This is a genomic window from Dactylosporangium sp. NPDC048998, from assembly GCF_043197855.1.
GTDB lineage: Bacteria > Actinomycetota > Actinomycetes > Mycobacteriales > Micromonosporaceae > Dactylosporangium.
This window is the reverse complement of record NZ_JBICTV010000035.1, coordinates 22,911-36,873: the sequence shown is the minus strand read 5'-3', so window position 1 is coordinate 36,873 and position 13,963 is coordinate 22,911. Positions and strand designations below refer to the sequence as shown.

12 protein-coding genes are annotated in these 13,963 nt (G+C 70.9%); 4 read left to right on the top strand and 8 right to left on the bottom strand.

Going from position 1 to position 13,963, the window contains the following annotated elements; translation table 11 throughout:
* Positions 1-17: 17 nt before the first annotated feature.
* Positions 18-728, bottom strand: coding sequence for a ferredoxin reductase (locus ACGFI8_RS40840; RefSeq protein WP_392812949.1), 711 nt, complete (start codon positions 726-728; stop codon positions 18-20).
* Positions 698-1,297: a sulfite oxidase-like oxidoreductase gene (locus tag ACGFI8_RS40835; RefSeq protein WP_392812948.1), complete on the bottom strand. Its 600-nt coding sequence runs from the start codon at positions 1,295-1,297 to the stop codon at positions 698-700. The genes ACGFI8_RS40840 and ACGFI8_RS40835 overlap by 31 nt, the downstream gene beginning before the upstream one ends.
* Before the next feature lie 101 nt (positions 1,298-1,398).
* On the opposite strand from ACGFI8_RS40835, the gene ACGFI8_RS40830 reads away from it, so the two are divergent.
* Both ACGFI8_RS40830 and ACGFI8_RS40825 read left to right on the top strand, forming a co-directional pair.
* On the top strand, positions 1,399-2,217 hold the full coding sequence (locus ACGFI8_RS40830; protein WP_392812946.1) for a type 1 glutamine amidotransferase: 819 nt from the start codon (positions 1,399-1,401) through the stop codon (positions 2,215-2,217).
* Positions 2,217-5,141, top strand: a complete 2,925-nt coding sequence (locus tag ACGFI8_RS40825) for a bifunctional [glutamine synthetase] adenylyltransferase/[glutamine synthetase]-adenylyl-L-tyrosine phosphorylase (RefSeq protein WP_392812944.1) — start codon at positions 2,217-2,219, stop codon at positions 5,139-5,141. The genes ACGFI8_RS40830 and ACGFI8_RS40825 overlap by 1 nt, the downstream gene beginning before the upstream one ends.
* A 67-nt stretch (positions 5,142-5,208) precedes the next feature.
* Here the strand turns inward: ACGFI8_RS40825 and ACGFI8_RS40820 are convergent, their stop codons facing one another.
* Positions 5,209-6,966: an arabinofuranosyltransferase gene (locus ACGFI8_RS40820; RefSeq protein ID WP_392812942.1), complete on the bottom strand. Its 1,758-nt coding sequence runs from the start codon at positions 6,964-6,966 to the stop codon at positions 5,209-5,211.
* Between the two features lie 352 nt (positions 6,967-7,318).
* Positions 7,319-8,743, bottom strand: coding sequence for a type I glutamate--ammonia ligase (gene glnA, locus ACGFI8_RS40815; protein WP_392812941.1), 1,425 nt, complete (start codon positions 8,741-8,743; stop codon positions 7,319-7,321).
* A 177-nt stretch (positions 8,744-8,920) separates the two neighbouring features.
* Here glnA and ACGFI8_RS40810 point away from each other — a divergent pair, with 177 nt between their 5' ends.
* Complete coding sequence (locus ACGFI8_RS40810) at positions 8,921-9,271, top strand: RDD family protein (RefSeq protein ID WP_392812939.1); 351 nt, start codon at positions 8,921-8,923, stop codon at positions 9,269-9,271.
* A gap of 7 nt (positions 9,272-9,278) precedes the next feature.
* Here the strand turns inward: ACGFI8_RS40810 and ACGFI8_RS40805 are convergent, their stop codons facing one another.
* The 3 genes from ACGFI8_RS40805 to lipB form a co-directional block, all read right to left on the bottom strand.
* Positions 9,279-9,977: a DUF4191 domain-containing protein gene (locus ACGFI8_RS40805; RefSeq protein WP_392812937.1), complete on the bottom strand. Its 699-nt coding sequence runs from the start codon at positions 9,975-9,977 to the stop codon at positions 9,279-9,281.
* 24 nt (positions 9,978-10,001) lie between these two features.
* A complete protein-coding gene (lipA, locus tag ACGFI8_RS40800; protein WP_392812935.1) occupies positions 10,002-10,937 on the bottom strand; it encodes a lipoyl synthase in 936 nt (311 codons plus the stop codon).
* A gap of 153 nt (positions 10,938-11,090) precedes the next feature.
* On the bottom strand, positions 11,091-11,705 hold the full coding sequence (gene lipB, locus ACGFI8_RS40795) for a lipoyl(octanoyl) transferase LipB (RefSeq protein WP_392813013.1): 615 nt from the start codon (positions 11,703-11,705) through the stop codon (positions 11,091-11,093).
* Positions 11,706-11,855: 150 nt separating this feature from the next.
* On the opposite strand from lipB, the gene ACGFI8_RS40790 reads away from it, so the two are divergent.
* Positions 11,856-13,073 carry a PHB depolymerase family esterase gene (locus ACGFI8_RS40790; protein ID WP_392812933.1) on the top strand — a complete coding sequence of 406 codons (1,218 nt, stop codon included), beginning with the start codon at positions 11,856-11,858 and terminating at the stop codon, positions 13,071-13,073.
* Here the strand turns inward: ACGFI8_RS40790 and ACGFI8_RS40785 are convergent.
* Positions 13,043-13,939 carry a TIGR01777 family oxidoreductase gene (locus ACGFI8_RS40785; protein WP_392812931.1) on the bottom strand — a complete coding sequence of 299 codons (897 nt, stop codon included), beginning with the start codon at positions 13,937-13,939 and terminating at the stop codon, positions 13,043-13,045. The two genes, ACGFI8_RS40790 and ACGFI8_RS40785, sit on opposite strands and share 31 nt — an antisense overlap.
* Between the last annotated feature and the right edge of the window lie 24 nt (positions 13,940-13,963).

Below are 13,963 nucleotides of genomic sequence, written 5' to 3'. Positions count from 1 at the left end.
CGTCCGTTCGCCGATCGTCAGCCGTAGCGCTCGGTCCTGATGCCCCTGGCGTCATGGCCGAGCGCCACCATGATGTCCGCCACGGTCTCCACAAAACCGGTGGGCCCGCAGACGTACACGCTGGGGGAGAAGTCCTTCGGCCACGCGTGCGTGTTCACGTCCGCGACGCCGATCCGGCTTCCGCGCACGCGGGTGTAGATGTACTGCACGTCGAGCCCGCCGTCGTCGCGCGCCCGCCGCCGCAGTTCGTCCGCGTAGATCACGTCCTCGGGCGTCCGGACCGAATAGATCAGCTTGAACGGCGTCCTGACCCCGTGCGCCGCGCGCGAGCGGATCATCGCCATCAGGGGGACCACCCCGGATCCGCCGGCGATCAGCTGTACCGGCGCCGGATCGGTGTGCCGCCAGACGAACCACCCGCCGATGGGCCCGCGCAGCTCGATCGGCTGGGAAATGTCGTAGATGTCGGTCAGATAGGGCGAAACCTCGCCGCCATCGAGGCGCTGGACCGTGATCTCCAGGCCGTCCGCGGAGGCGATCGAGTAGCTGCGCTGCGCCGTGTACCCGTCCTCGGCCGTCAGCCGCACGTCCACGTGCTGACCAGGCAGGTGACCTGGCCAGTCGGGAACGTCGAAGACGAGCGTCCGCGCGCTGGATGTCTCCTGCCGGGCTTCGACCAGGGTGGCCTTTCGCCAGCTCAGTCGCCCTGGTACCGCTGCTCGCGCCATGGGTCTCCGTAGTTGTGGTAGCCGGCCTCCTCCCAGAAGCCCGGCTCGTCCTCCAGCATCATCCGCAGCCCGTGGATCCACTTCGCGGACTTCCAGAAGTACAGGTGCGGGATCAGCAGGCGCGCCGGTCCGCCGTGCTCGGCCTCCAGGGCCTCGCCCTCGTACCGGTACGCCACCCACGCCTTGCCGTCGAGCAGGTCCTCCAGCGGCAGGTTGGTGGTGTACCCGTCGTAGGAGTGTGCCATGACGTAGTCCGCGGCCGTCTCGACGTCCTCGACGAGGGTGTCGATCGGCACGCCGCGCCAGCCGGTGTGCAGCTTCGACCACTTGGTCACGCAGTGGATGTCGACGGTGACGTCCTCGTACGGCAGGGCGGTGAACTCACCCCACGTCCACTGCTTCTCCTCGCCCGTCTCGGTGGTGATGACGAACTCCCACCGGTCGGTACGCACCCGCGGCGTCGGCCCGGCCGACAGCACGGGAAAGTCGTGCGCGAGATATTGCCCGGGCGGGAGTTCCGGCTGCTGTTTGCGGCGAAGCCCGCCAAATCCCGGCGTGATGATGCTCATCGCCCCATCCTGCCCCGCGATTGTTTCCCCGGACATCCGTCACATGACTCGTGAGCCGCGGCCCGCGAGCCCGCGCGCCGCACGGTCGTTATTGTCGGGGCGTGACGATCGAAGGCAGTACCGCGGGGGCCGCCCCAAGAGGAGACACGGCACTCGTGGTGGAGAACGACCCCTCCGACGGGCCCGCCCGGCTCGGCGAGTGGCTCACCAGCGGTGGATTGCGGCTGGAGGTGGTCCGGCCGCACGCGGGCGAGGCGCTGCCGCCCGACCTCGACGGGTACGCCGCGCTGGTCGTGCTCGGCGGCGAGCAGGACGCCTTCCCCGGCGAGCGCGGCGAGCGCGCCTCACCGTGGTTCGACGAGCTCGACGGGCTGCTGCGCAAGGCGGTCCGGCACAAGGTGCCGACGCTGGCGATCTGCCTCGGCGCGCAACTGCTCGCCCGCGCGCTCGGCGGCACCGTCGAGCGCAGCGCCGCCGGGCCCGAGATCGGGGCGCGGCTGGTCGCCCGGCGCGACGTCGCCGACAACGATCCGATCTTCGCCGCGGTGCCGTTCGCGCCCGACGTGCTCCAGTGGCACCGCGACGAGATCGTCGAGCTGCCGATGAACGCGACCCTGCTGGCCGCCTCGACGCACTACCCGATCCAGGCGTACCGCATCGGCGGCGCCGCGTGGGGCCTGCAGTTCCACATCGAGTGCGACCTCGAGATGTTCGCGCAGTGGGCGATGGACGGCGTCGGCACCCTCGGCGAGCTCGGCATCGACGCCGTCGAGCTGCTGGAGGGGGTCGACGCCGCGCTCGACGACGTGGCCGAGGTCTGGAAGCCCTTCGCCGAGCGGTTCGCCGCCGTCGCGCTGGGCCGGGTGCCGCGCGCCGGCGAGGGCGGGCTGCGCTCCCTGCCGCTGATCGGGCCGCGCTGATGGACCCGATCGCGAAGGCGGGGCCCGGGCATCTGGCGCGGTTCGGGTTCACCGACAACGAGCGCACGGAGGCCATGGCCGGGCCCGGCGGGCTGCGGCTGTGGGACCCGGTCGCGCGCCGCTCCGCCGGCGACGAGGCCGCGGCGGTGCTCGAGACGCTGTACTTCGCCGCCGACCCCGACCTGGCCCTCTTCCAGCTGCACCGGCTGGTGGAGGCGGCGGGGGAGGAGGTGCTCGCGACCGTCCTGGCGGACAAGGCGCTGCGCCGCCGCCTCATCGGCGTCCTCGGCGTCTCCGCGACCCTCGGTGACATGCTCGTGGCCAACCCCGACGAGTGGCGCGAGTTGACCGGGGAGCAGAACAAGCGGGCGGCCGGCTACTCCACGCGGGACGTCTCCACCGTGCCGTTGCTGCGCAGCGGGTATCGCCGGGAGCTGCTGCGCATCGTGGCCGCCGACCTGACCGGCGCCGCCGACGTCGAGGTCACCATGCGCCGCCTGACCGAGCTGGCCGACGCGACCCTGCAGGCGGCGCTGGCCATCGCCGTCGCCGAGCAGGGCAGCGGCGCCTGCCGCCTCGCCGTCGTCGCGATGGGCAAGTGCGGCGGGCGGGAGCTCAACTACGTCAGCGACGTGGACGTGGTCTTCGTCGCCGAGCCCGACGGCGGCGCCGACACCGAGACCGCGATGCGGGCCGGCAGCGCGCTGGCCGCCCGGATGATGGAGATCTGCGGGTTCGTCGCCTGGCCCGTCGACGCGGCGCTGCGCCCGGAGGGCAGCCGCGGCGCGCTGGTGCGGACCGTCGCGTCACACCTGGCGTACTACAAGAAATGGGCGAAGACCTGGGAGTTCCAGGCGCTGCTGAAGGCCCGTCCGGCCGCGGGCGACCAGGCCCTCGGCGAGCAGTGGCTCGCCGAGCTGCAGCCGCTGATCTGGTCCGCGGCCGAGCGCCCGGAGGCCGTCGACGAGGTGCGCGGCATGCGCCGGCGCATCATCGAGGCCATCCCGCGCCCCGAGGTCGACCGCGAGATCAAGCGGGGCCCGGGCGGCCTGCGCGACATCGAGTTCGCGGTACAGCTGCTGCAGCTCGTGCACGGCCGCGCAGACGAGTCGCTGCGCACCCCGACCACGCTCGCCGGGCTGCGCGCGCTGATCGAGGGCGGTTACGTCGGCCTGGCCGACGGCGAGTCCCTGCTGCGCGCCTACCGCTTCCTGCGCGTCGTCGAGCACCGCCTGCAGCTGCAGCGCCTGCGCCGCACGCACACCGTCCCCGACGACCCGGCCGGGCTGCGCTGGCTCGCCCACGCCCTCGGCTATCGACCCAACGCCGCCCGGGACGCCGTCGAGTCGTTCCGGGCCGAATGGGTACGCCACGCCGGCGAGGTGCGCCGCCTGCACGCCAAGCTCTTTTACCGCCCGCTGCTGGAGGCCGTCGCCCGGGTGCCCACCGAGCAGCTGCGGCTCACCCCCGATGCCGCCCGTGCCCGCCTCGACCTGCTCGGCTTCGCCGACCCGGCGGGCGCGCTGCGGCACATCGAGGCGCTCACGGGCGGCGTGTCGCGCACCGCGGCGATCCAGCGGCAACTGCTGCCGGTGCTGCTGAGCGAGTTCGCCGACGCGCCCGAGCCCGATCGGGGCCTGCTGGCCTACCGCCAGGTCTCGGAGAAGGTCGGCAACACCCCGTGGTACCTGCGGCTGCTGCGCGACGAGGGGCCGGTCGCCCTGCGCCTGGCGCGGCTGCTCGCCCTGTCGCGGTACGTCACCGAGCTGCTCGTCCACGACCCGGAGGCCCTGCGCCTGCTGGCCGACGACGCGGAGCTGGTGCCGCGCAGCGCCGAGGTCCTCACCGAGGGCTTCGCCGCCGCCGCCGCCCGCCACGACGACCCGGAGACCGCCATCAACGCGGTCCGCGCCCTGCGCCGCCGGGAGCTGTTCCGCATCGCCTGCGCCGACCTGCTGGGCCTGCTCGACGTCACCGACGTCGGCGACGCCCTCTCCGCCGTCATCGACGCCACCCTGCGCGCCACCCTCGGCGTGACGGCCGCGCTGCCGACCGGCACGGCCGCGCCGCTGGAGTTCGCCATCATCGGCATGGGCCGCCTCGGCGGCGCCGAGACCAGCTACCCGTCCGACGCCGACGTGCTGTTCGTCTACGAGGCCCCGCCCGGCATGGCCGACGACGCCGCCAGCGGCGTGGCCCTGACCATCGCCGAGGAGCTGCGCCGCCTGCTGGCCCGCCCCGCGCACGACCCGCCGCTCGGCGTCGACGCCGACCTGCGCCCGGAGGGCCGTCAGGGCCCGCTGGTGCGCAGCCTGGGGGCCTACCAGCAGTACTACGCCCGCTGGTCGAAGGTCTGGGAGGCCCAGGCGCTGCTGCGCGCCCGCGCCGTGGCCGGCTCCGAGTCCCTCGGCGCCCGCTTCGTGGAGCTCGCCGACGCCAAGCGCTACCCGCCGGGCGGCCTCACCCGCGAGCAGATCCACGAGATCCGCCGCCTCAAGGCCCGCGTCGACAGCGAGCGCCTCCCGCGCGGCGCCGACCCGGCCACGCACACCAAGCTGGGCCGCGGCGGCCTGGCCGACGTCGAGTGGACGGTACAGCTCCTCCAGCTGCAACATGGCGCAGCCGTTCCCGCGCTGCGCACCCCGCGCACCCTGGAGGCGCTGTCGGCGGCCACGTCGGCGGGCCTGATGGACGCCGTGGACGCCGCAGCCCTGGAGGCGGCCTGGCGCCAGGCGTCGACGATGCGCAACCTGTTGACGCTGGTCCGCGGCCGGGCCACCGACCAGCTCCCGCGCCAGGGCCCTGACTTGGCCGCCGCGGCGCGGGTCCTGGGCCGGGGGACGGAGCCGCAGGAGTTCCTGGACGAGTACCTTCGGGTGGCCCGCCGGGCAAGGCAGGCGGTGGAGCGCATCTTTGCCGGTTGAGGCGTAAGCGCAACGGCCCGCCCCGCAGAGCGGGGGCGGGCCGATACGCCGTCTGGCGCCCGTGGGTCTATCGCAGGACCGCGATCACGTACCCGTTGAGGGTGGTGATGGAGAAGTGGTCGGGGTGCACCAGGTGGGCCGGGATGGTGATGACTCGTGCCTTGTTGCCGAACGGGAACGCGTCGTCGGACGACCGGAAGGTCAGCGACTTGCCGTTGGTCCGCAGGACGAGCACGTCGACGGTGTCGAACTGGTTGTGCCGCATCTGCGTGGCGAAGTCCTGCGCGGTCGATGCCTGGGCCGCGTTGTCCAGGAAGTCCAGGCGGTCGTGGTAGCGCGCCGTCGGGTGCGAATAGTTCGCGTTGAACTGGACGAACCCGTAATACGGGTAGAACGCGAACAGGTCCGATCGATCGCTGAGGACGACCGGGTGGCCGGCGCCCTTGTAGTTCGCGGCGATGAACTCGTCGACCTCCTGCGCCGACGGCAGCTGGGCCTTCGCCTTCGATGAGTGATAGGCGGGCAGTTGGCCGCTGGGCAGCGTCCCGTCGTGCGCGGCCTGCACCCAGGTGTCGGCGACGGTCGCGGTCACGTAGCGGTCGGCGGCGAAGACGGCCAGGACGATGCCGCCGGCGGCAGCCACCCGCCGCACCTCGATGGCCGGCAGCTTGGTCGCGGCGAGCTTCGTGATTCGGATGAGGGCGAGCGTGGCCGCGGCCAGCAGGACGAGCGTGACGATGCTGCGCATCCGGAAGGACATGATCGGCGAGTCGACGGCGGCGAGGACGAAGCCGAGTCCGTGCCAGAGATACGCCGAGACCAAGATGATCAGCAACGCTCGCGAGAGAGCCTCCTTGACCGTCCAGATCAGGTAGAGGAGGCCCACCATGCACAGCACGCCGACGACCGACAATTGCAGCATCGGCAGTCCCAGGTCGCCGGAGTGCGACGTCATCCACCGATTGTTCAGCGACTCGAACTGCGGCGCGGTGAGGAAGTTCCAGCCGAGCGGTGCCCAGTACGGGCTCGAGCCGACGGCGGAGATGGCGAGGATGGCGACGCTGCGGCGCACCTGCCGCCAGTCGAGCTGACCCAGGCGCCACTGGACGGCCAGGAACAGCCCGTACATGATGACCAGCAGGAAGAAGTAGTAGTAGTACGTCAGGAACAGCACGGCGCCGACCAGGCCGAGCACGATGAGGTTCGGGCTGCGACGGGCCGGCCGGCTCACGCCGAAGATGGCGAGCAGCCACCACGGAACGATGACGGCCTCGGCGAGCCAGGCGTACGGCTCGTTCAGCACCGGCACGACGATCGAGGCAGCGGAGATCAGGGCTGCCGTCCGGGTCGGCACCACGCGCCGCCACATCAGGTAGGACACGATCGGGGCCACGAACGCCACGACGATGGTGCCGTATTTCAGCATGTGCCACGGTTCGACACTCGCGATGTCCGCGGCGCGCCCCAGCACCCAGAAGTACGCCGGTGCGTAGTAGGTCGGCAGGCCGCGGTAGGTGTAGTCGGCGCCGTGCCAGCTGTCGGCGAATCGGGTGATCTGTGCGGCGCGGAAGGCCTGGTCGCCACTGATGCCCTGGACGCCGAAGGGCGTGCCGTGCAGCACGGTGAGCAGGGTCAGGGCGCCGAGCCCGCCGATCAGTGCGGGAAGGAGGTCGGCGTCCCACGTACTGGCGCGCCGCCGCGACCACCACACGACGGCAGCCGCCAACGCGGCCAGGGTGAGCGAGGCGAAGTGCAGACCGTACTCGACCCGGGGTGAATGTGGGTTCAGCCCTGCCCGCACGCCCCACTCGTGCAGGACGACCACGACGGCGCCGGCCAGACCGGCGAACAGCAGCGGCCGGACGGCCAGCAGCGCCGCGCCTGCTCGGCCGGTACTTGTCCGGCCGGTAGCGAGATCCGTTGCCGGTGTCGGAGGTTCCTCCGGGTGAGATGGTGGCTGCGAAGAGTTACTGAAATCAAAAGAGACCTGCTCCACCGATGCCCCCGTTCGTCGTTTTCAAGGTTGTTCCGCGATGCGGGACTGTAGCCCAACTCGTCAGAAGCTCGCGTACCCGACACCGGCCGGCTGCGAGGTGGCACCCGGTCAACACAGAACGGCGGCCACGCCGGCCAGGAGCCGGGCGTGACCGCCGTCTGTCAAACAGCGTTGATCGATGTCACACGTCGTAGTACATGGCGAACTCGTGCGGGGTCGGGCGCAGGCGGACCGGGTCGACCTCGTTCACGCGCTTGTACGAGAGCCAGGTGTCCACCAGGTCCTGGGTGAAGACGCCGCCCTCGAGCAGGAAGCCGTGGTCGGCCTCCAGCGAGTCCAGCACCTCCGGCAGCGAGCCCGGGACCTGCTTGACGTTCGCGACCTCCTCCGGCGGCAGGTCGTACAGGTCCTTGTCGATCGGGGCCGGCGGCTCGATCTTGTTCTTGACGCCGTCCAGGCCGGCCATCAGCATGGCCGAGAAGGCCAGGTAGACGTTGGCCGACGGGTCCGGCACGCGGAACTCGACGCGCTTGGCCTTCGCGTTGGTGCCCGTCACCGGGATGCGGGTGCAGGCGGAGCGGTTGCGCTGCGAGTACACCAGGTTGACCGGCGCCTCGTAGCCCGGCACCAGGCGGCGATACGAGTTGACCGTCGGGTTGGTGAAGGCCAGCAGCGACGGGGCGTGGTGCAGCAGGCCGCCGATGTACCAGCGGGCCGTGTCCGACAGGCCGCCGTAGCCGGCCTCGTCGTAGAAGAGCGGCTCGCCGCCCAGCCACAGCGACTGGTGCGTGTGCATGCCCGAGCCGTTGTCGCCGAAGAGGGGCTTCGGCATGAACGTGGCCGTCTTGCCGTTGGCCCACGCCGTGTTCTTCACGAGGTACTTGAACAGCTGCATCTGGTCGCCCGAGTGCAGCAGGGTCGAGAACTTGTAGTTGATCTCGGCCTGGCCGGCGGTGCCGACCTCGTGGTGCGAGCGCTCGACGACGAAGCCCGCGCCGAGCAGCTTCTGCACGATCTGGTCACGCAGGTCGGCGTAGTGGTCGACCGGGGGGACCGGGAAGTAGCCGCCCTTGTAGGCGGTCTTGTAGCCGCGGTTGCCGCCCGGCTCGTCCTTGCCGGAGTTCCACCAGCCCTCGACCGAGTCGATGTAGTAGTACGCCTGGTTCGCCGACGTCTCGTGCCGGATCGAGTCGAAGATGTAGAACTCTGCCTCCGCGCCGAAGTACGCGGTGTCGGCGATGCCGCTCGACTTGAGGTACGCCTCCGCCTTCCTCGCCACGTTGCGCGGGTCACGCGAGTAGGCCTCGCGCGTGAACGGGTCGTGGATGAAGAAGTTCAGCGCCAGGGTCTTCTCGACCCGGAACGGGTCGATGAACGCGGACGTCGCGTCGGGGAGCAGCAGCATGTCCGACTCGTGGATCGCCTGGAACCCACGGATGGACGAACCGTCGAAGGCCAGACCCTCGCTGAAGACCTTCTCGTCGAACGACTCGACGGGCACGTTGAAGTGCTGCATGACACCCGGCAGGTCGCAGAAGCGAACGTCGACGAAGCGGACGCCCTCATCCTTCACGTATCGCAACAGCTCTTCAGAATTGGCGAACACTCGTCCTCCAGGTCGCAGGCATGACCAGTCTGGTGATCACTTCAGTGTGAAGGTGGCTGGCTGTCGCGACCGTAGAACCGTGCGATTGCCCCGGCATGTCTCGACTGTTTCCGCTGTGTTTCACAGTCCTTTGCTCGCCCGATCGGCGCCGGGCGTCGTTCGATAGTCTGACCCGTCGTGGAACCAACCCCGGCACCCCTGGCCCGCCGCTTCGGCGCCCTGCTCATCGACTGGATCTCGTGCCTGCTCATCGCGGGCGCGTTCGCGAGCCCGACCGACGAGCCGTGGCTGGCACCGGGGTTGTTCGTCGTCGTGTACGGCCTGTTCCTCGGCTTCTTCGGGCAGACCGTGGGCATGCGGCTGTTTCGGATCCGTTGTGTGTCCATCACCACAGGCGGCCCCATCGGCGTGCCGCGGGCGCTGCTGCGCGCCGTCGTCATGCTCCCGCTGGTCACCGCGCTGATCATGGACCAGAAGCAGCGCGGCCTGCACGACCGGGCCGTCGGCTCGGTCGTGCAGGCCGTCTGAGCGGGTCTCAGCGCCCGCGCATCGCCTTGAACTGCCCCTTCGGGGGCTTCATGTTCTTGGGCAGCGCGCCCCGCGGCATCTGCGGCCGCGCCGAGAGCGCGGTGAGCCGCTTGTCGAGGGAGTTGACGTCCTTGGCCGTGATCGCGCGCGGCAGCCGGATCAGCGTGTTGCGCAGCTTGGCGAGGGGGATCTGGCCCTCCTCGTTGCCGATCATGAAGTCGCGCAGCTCGGCGTTGCCGATCACCTTCACCAGGCGGCGGCGCTCCTGGTTGATGAGCCCCTTGACCCGGCTCACGTTGCCCTCGCCGATCAGGATCACGCCGGGCCGGCCGATGACCAGGTGCACCATGTCAAACTGCGTCGTCGAAGCGATCGCCGGGCTGACCCGCCAGTCGCCGCGCATATTCTCGATGATCGACGCGGCGGCGCCGGGCTGCCCCTCGGCCTCCTTCATCATGGCCTTCTGCGAGCGCAGGTTGAGCACGATGACGGTGCCGAGCAGCGCCAGCAGCACGCCCAGTGGGGCCCAGATCCACGACAGGCCCAGCGCGATAGCGACGCCCACCGCGATCAGTGGCACGAGGACGACCGTCACCACGAGAGGCACGAAAGCCTTGTCCCGTTTCGCGGTGAACGAGAAGACCATGCCGATCTGCTTGAGCCGAGTGAAGAAGGAGACCTTCTCCGGCTCCTGGGCCTTTGCCATGCCTCCGAGTCTAGAGGGACGGCATCAAGCCTTGAGAGCCCGGCTGTCCAGCGCCTGGCGGTACAGCCGGCCGGCCCGGTAGGACGAGCGCACCAGCGGCCCGCTCAGCACGCCGGCGAAGCCGATCTGCTCGGCCTCCTCGCGCAGCTCGACGAACTCTTCGGGCTTGACCCACCGCTCCACGGGGTGGTGGCGGGGAGACGGGCGCAGGTACTGCGTGATCGTCACCAGCTCGCACCCGGCCTCGTGGAGGTCCCGCAGCGCCTGCGACACCTCGGCCCGCTCCTCGCCCATGCCGAGGATCAGGTTGGACTTGGTCACCAGGCCCGCCTCGCGCGCCAGGGTCAGCACGCCCAGGGACCGCTCGTAGCGGAACGCCGGACGAATGCGCTTGAAGATCCGCGGCACGGTCTCCACGTTGTGCGCGAGCACCTCCGGCCGCGCCGCGAACACCTCGGCGAGCAGCTCCGGCTCGCCGTTGAAGTCGGGGATGAGCAGCTCGACGCCGCACCCCTCGACGAGGGCGTGGATCTGCCGGACGGTCTCGGCGTAGAGCCACGCGCCGCCGTCGGGCAGGTCGTCGCGGGCCACGCCGGTCACGGTCGCGTACTTCAGCCCCATCGTCGCCACCGACTCGGCGACCCGGCGCGGCTCGTCCGCGTCGAACTCGGCCGGCTTGCCGGTGTCGATCTGGCAGAAGTCGCAGCGGCGGGTGCACTGGTCGCCGCCGATGAGGAAGGTCGCCTCGCGATCCTCCCAGCACTCATAGATGTTGGGACAGCCGGCTTCCTGGCAGACCGTGTGCAGGCCCTCGCGCTGGACGAGCCCCCGCAGATGCGTGTACTCGGGACCCATCTTGGCCGAAACCTTGATCCACGACGGTTTGCGTTCAATCGGCGTCTCCGCGTTTCGCGCTTCGATGCGCAGCAGACGACGGCCTTCGGGAACAACGGCGGTCACAGTGCGAAGACTACGCCGGGCGCCTGCCCAACCGTCGGGAACGCGATTGACGTCACGTTCACGAGGCTTCCCAATCATCTGGGACGGCAATGAGGCATGCGACGACGTCGGCCCGGAGCTGATCCCGGTCCGTACGCGCGGCAGCCTGCCGCGTCAGTACAGCTTCGTGAGGTGCCGCTCCACGATCGGCAGCACCTCCTCGACGGTCACGTCCCGGCCGAGCTCTGCCGACAGTGACGTGACGCCCGCGTCCCGGATGCCGCAGGGCACGAAGATGTCGTACCGCGAGAGGTCGCAGTCCGCGTTCAGGGCGAACCCGTGCAGCGTGACGCCGCGGGCCACCCGGATCCCGATCGCCGCCACCTTCCGGTCGGGCCCGCGCTCGTCCGCGGGGACCCACACCCCGCTGCGGCCCTCGACCCGCGTCGTGGCGAGGCCGAACTCCGCGCAGACGTCGATGAGCACCTGCTCCATGCGCCGCACGTACGCCACCACGTCCACCGGGTCCGGCAGCCGCATGATCGGGTAGCCGACCAGCTGCCCCGGCCCGTGCCAGGTGATCTTGCCGCCCCGGTCCACGTCGATCACCGGAGTCCCGTCGAACGGCCGGTCCGCGGGCTCGGTCCGCTTGCCGGCCGTGTAGACGCTCGGGTGTTCGAGCAGCAGCACCGTGTCCGGCGCCGCGCCGTCGGAAACCTCGGCATGGACGCGCCGCTGCTCGGCGAGCGCCGCCTCGTACTCCACGATCCCGGCCCGGACGACTCGCATACCCACCACGCTGGTCACGCATGCAGCCTAACCCCGCCGGAGGACACCGGGCCGGGCGTCGAATGTGTGGCATCGGGACATAGTGGTGCGTCCAAGGTCACACCTAGCGTGGTGGTCCCCACACCGTCTCCACACCAGAAGGGCACCGCCATGCCCCGCATACTCCGATTCGTCCTGCCCGCGTTCGTCGCGCTCGCCGCGGCGGTCGCGCTCACCACGGTGGCCCGGCCCGCGTACGCGGCCACGCTGACCAGCGTCGCGAGCTTCGGGTCCAACCCCGGGAACCTGACCATGTACGCGTACCGGCCCGACGGCATGCCTTCCGGCGCGCCGCTCGTGGTGGCGATGCATGGGTGCACCCAGAACGCGAACGACTACTTCACCAACTCCGGCTGGCGCAAGTACGCCGACCTGTGGCACTTCGCGCTCGTGCTGCCCGAGCAGAAGTCGGCGAACAACAGCACCAGCTGCTTCAACTGGTTTGAGACCGGCGACACCGCCCGCGGCGGCGGGGAGGCGCTGTCGATCAAGCAGATGGTCGACTACGCCGTCGCCAACTACGGCGTGAACCCGGCCCGGGTCTACGTCACCGGCCTGTCGGCCGGCGGCGCGATGACCGCCGTGATGCTCGCCACCTACCCGGACGTGTTCGCCGGCGGTGCGATCATGGCCGGCCTGCCGTACCGCTGCGCCACCTCGAGTACGAGCGCCTACACCTGCATGAACCCGGGCGTCGACAAGACCCCCGCGGCCTGGGGCGACCTGGTGCGGGCCGCGTACTCCGGCTACACCGGCGCCCGCCCGCGGGTCGCGATCTGGCACGGCACCTCCGACACCACGGTCGCCCCGGCCAACGCCACCGAGCTGCGCGACCAGTGGACGAACGTGCTCGGCGTGTCGCAGACGCCGACCTCGACCGCGTCGCTGCCGGGCGGCACCTCGCTGTCCGACTACGCGGACAAGGTGAAGGTGTACCTCGTCTCCGGCATGCCGCACGCCACGCCCGTCCACCCGGGCAGCGCGACCGACCAGTGCGGCACCGCGGGCACGTACTACAAGGACACCATCTGCTCGTCGTACTACCAGGCCGTCGACTGGGGCCTGGACAGCGGCGCCGGGCCCAGTCCGACCGCCAGCGCGAGCCCGACGGCGAGCCCCACGGTGAGCCCGACGCCGACGCAGAGCGCCGGGCCGTGCGTGCGGGCCACGAACTACGCCCACGTCACCGCGGGCCGCGCGTACCAGTCGCTCGGGTACACGTACGCCAACGGCTCCAACCAGAACATGGGCCTCTACAACGTGTTCACCACCCACGGGCTGCGCCAGACCGGCGCGAACTACTGGGTGATCGACGACACGGCCTGCTGAAGGGCCTCGTCGACGGTGCGGTGCGCGAAGGAGAACCCCTCGCGCACCAGCACCGCCGGCAGCACCCGCTGGCTGGCCAGGGCCTCGCCGCCGAACTCGCCGACCGCGGCGCGCAGCGCGAACCCGGGCACCGGCAGCAGGTTGGGCCGGTGCAGCACGCGGGCCAGCGCGGCGGAGAACTCGGCGTTGGTGACCGGCTGGGGGCCGGTGAGGTTGACGGGGCCGCTGAGGTCGCGCTCGAGCAGGAAGGTGACCGCGGCGAGCCAGTCCGGCACCGAGATCCACGGCAGGTACTGCCGGCCGCTGCCCATCCGGCCGCCGGCGAAGAGCTTGAACTGCAGGTACAGCGGCTTGAGCAGGCCGGCGTCGCGGTCGAGCGGGAAGCCGGTGCGCATGAGCGCGACCCGGGTGCCGGCGTCCTCGGCGGGGTGGGTCGCGGCCTCCCACACCTTGCACAGGTCGGCGAGGAAGCCCTCGCCCGCGGGGGAGGACTCGTCCACGGCCCGCTCGCCGGTGTCCCCGTAGTACCCCACGGCCGAGGCGTTGAGCAGCACCTTCGGCCTTGTCGGCGCGGCGGCGATCGCCCGGGCGAGGGTCTGGGTGCTGTCCACGCGGCTGTCGACGAGGACCTTCTTGTACTCCCCGGTCCAGCGCTTGTCGCCCACGCCCGCCCCGGCCAGGTTGATCACCGCGTCGGCGGCCGCCACCACGGTCCCGTCCAGCACGCCGGCGGTCGGGTCCCAGCGCACCTCGCCGGGCCGCGGCGGACGCCGCACCAGCGGGGTGACCCGGTGTCCGGCCTCCCGCAGGTGCGGGACCAGGTGCTGGCCCAGAAACCCGGAGGCGCCCGCGATCAGGATCTGCATACCGCCATCTTGCCCTCGGCGGGT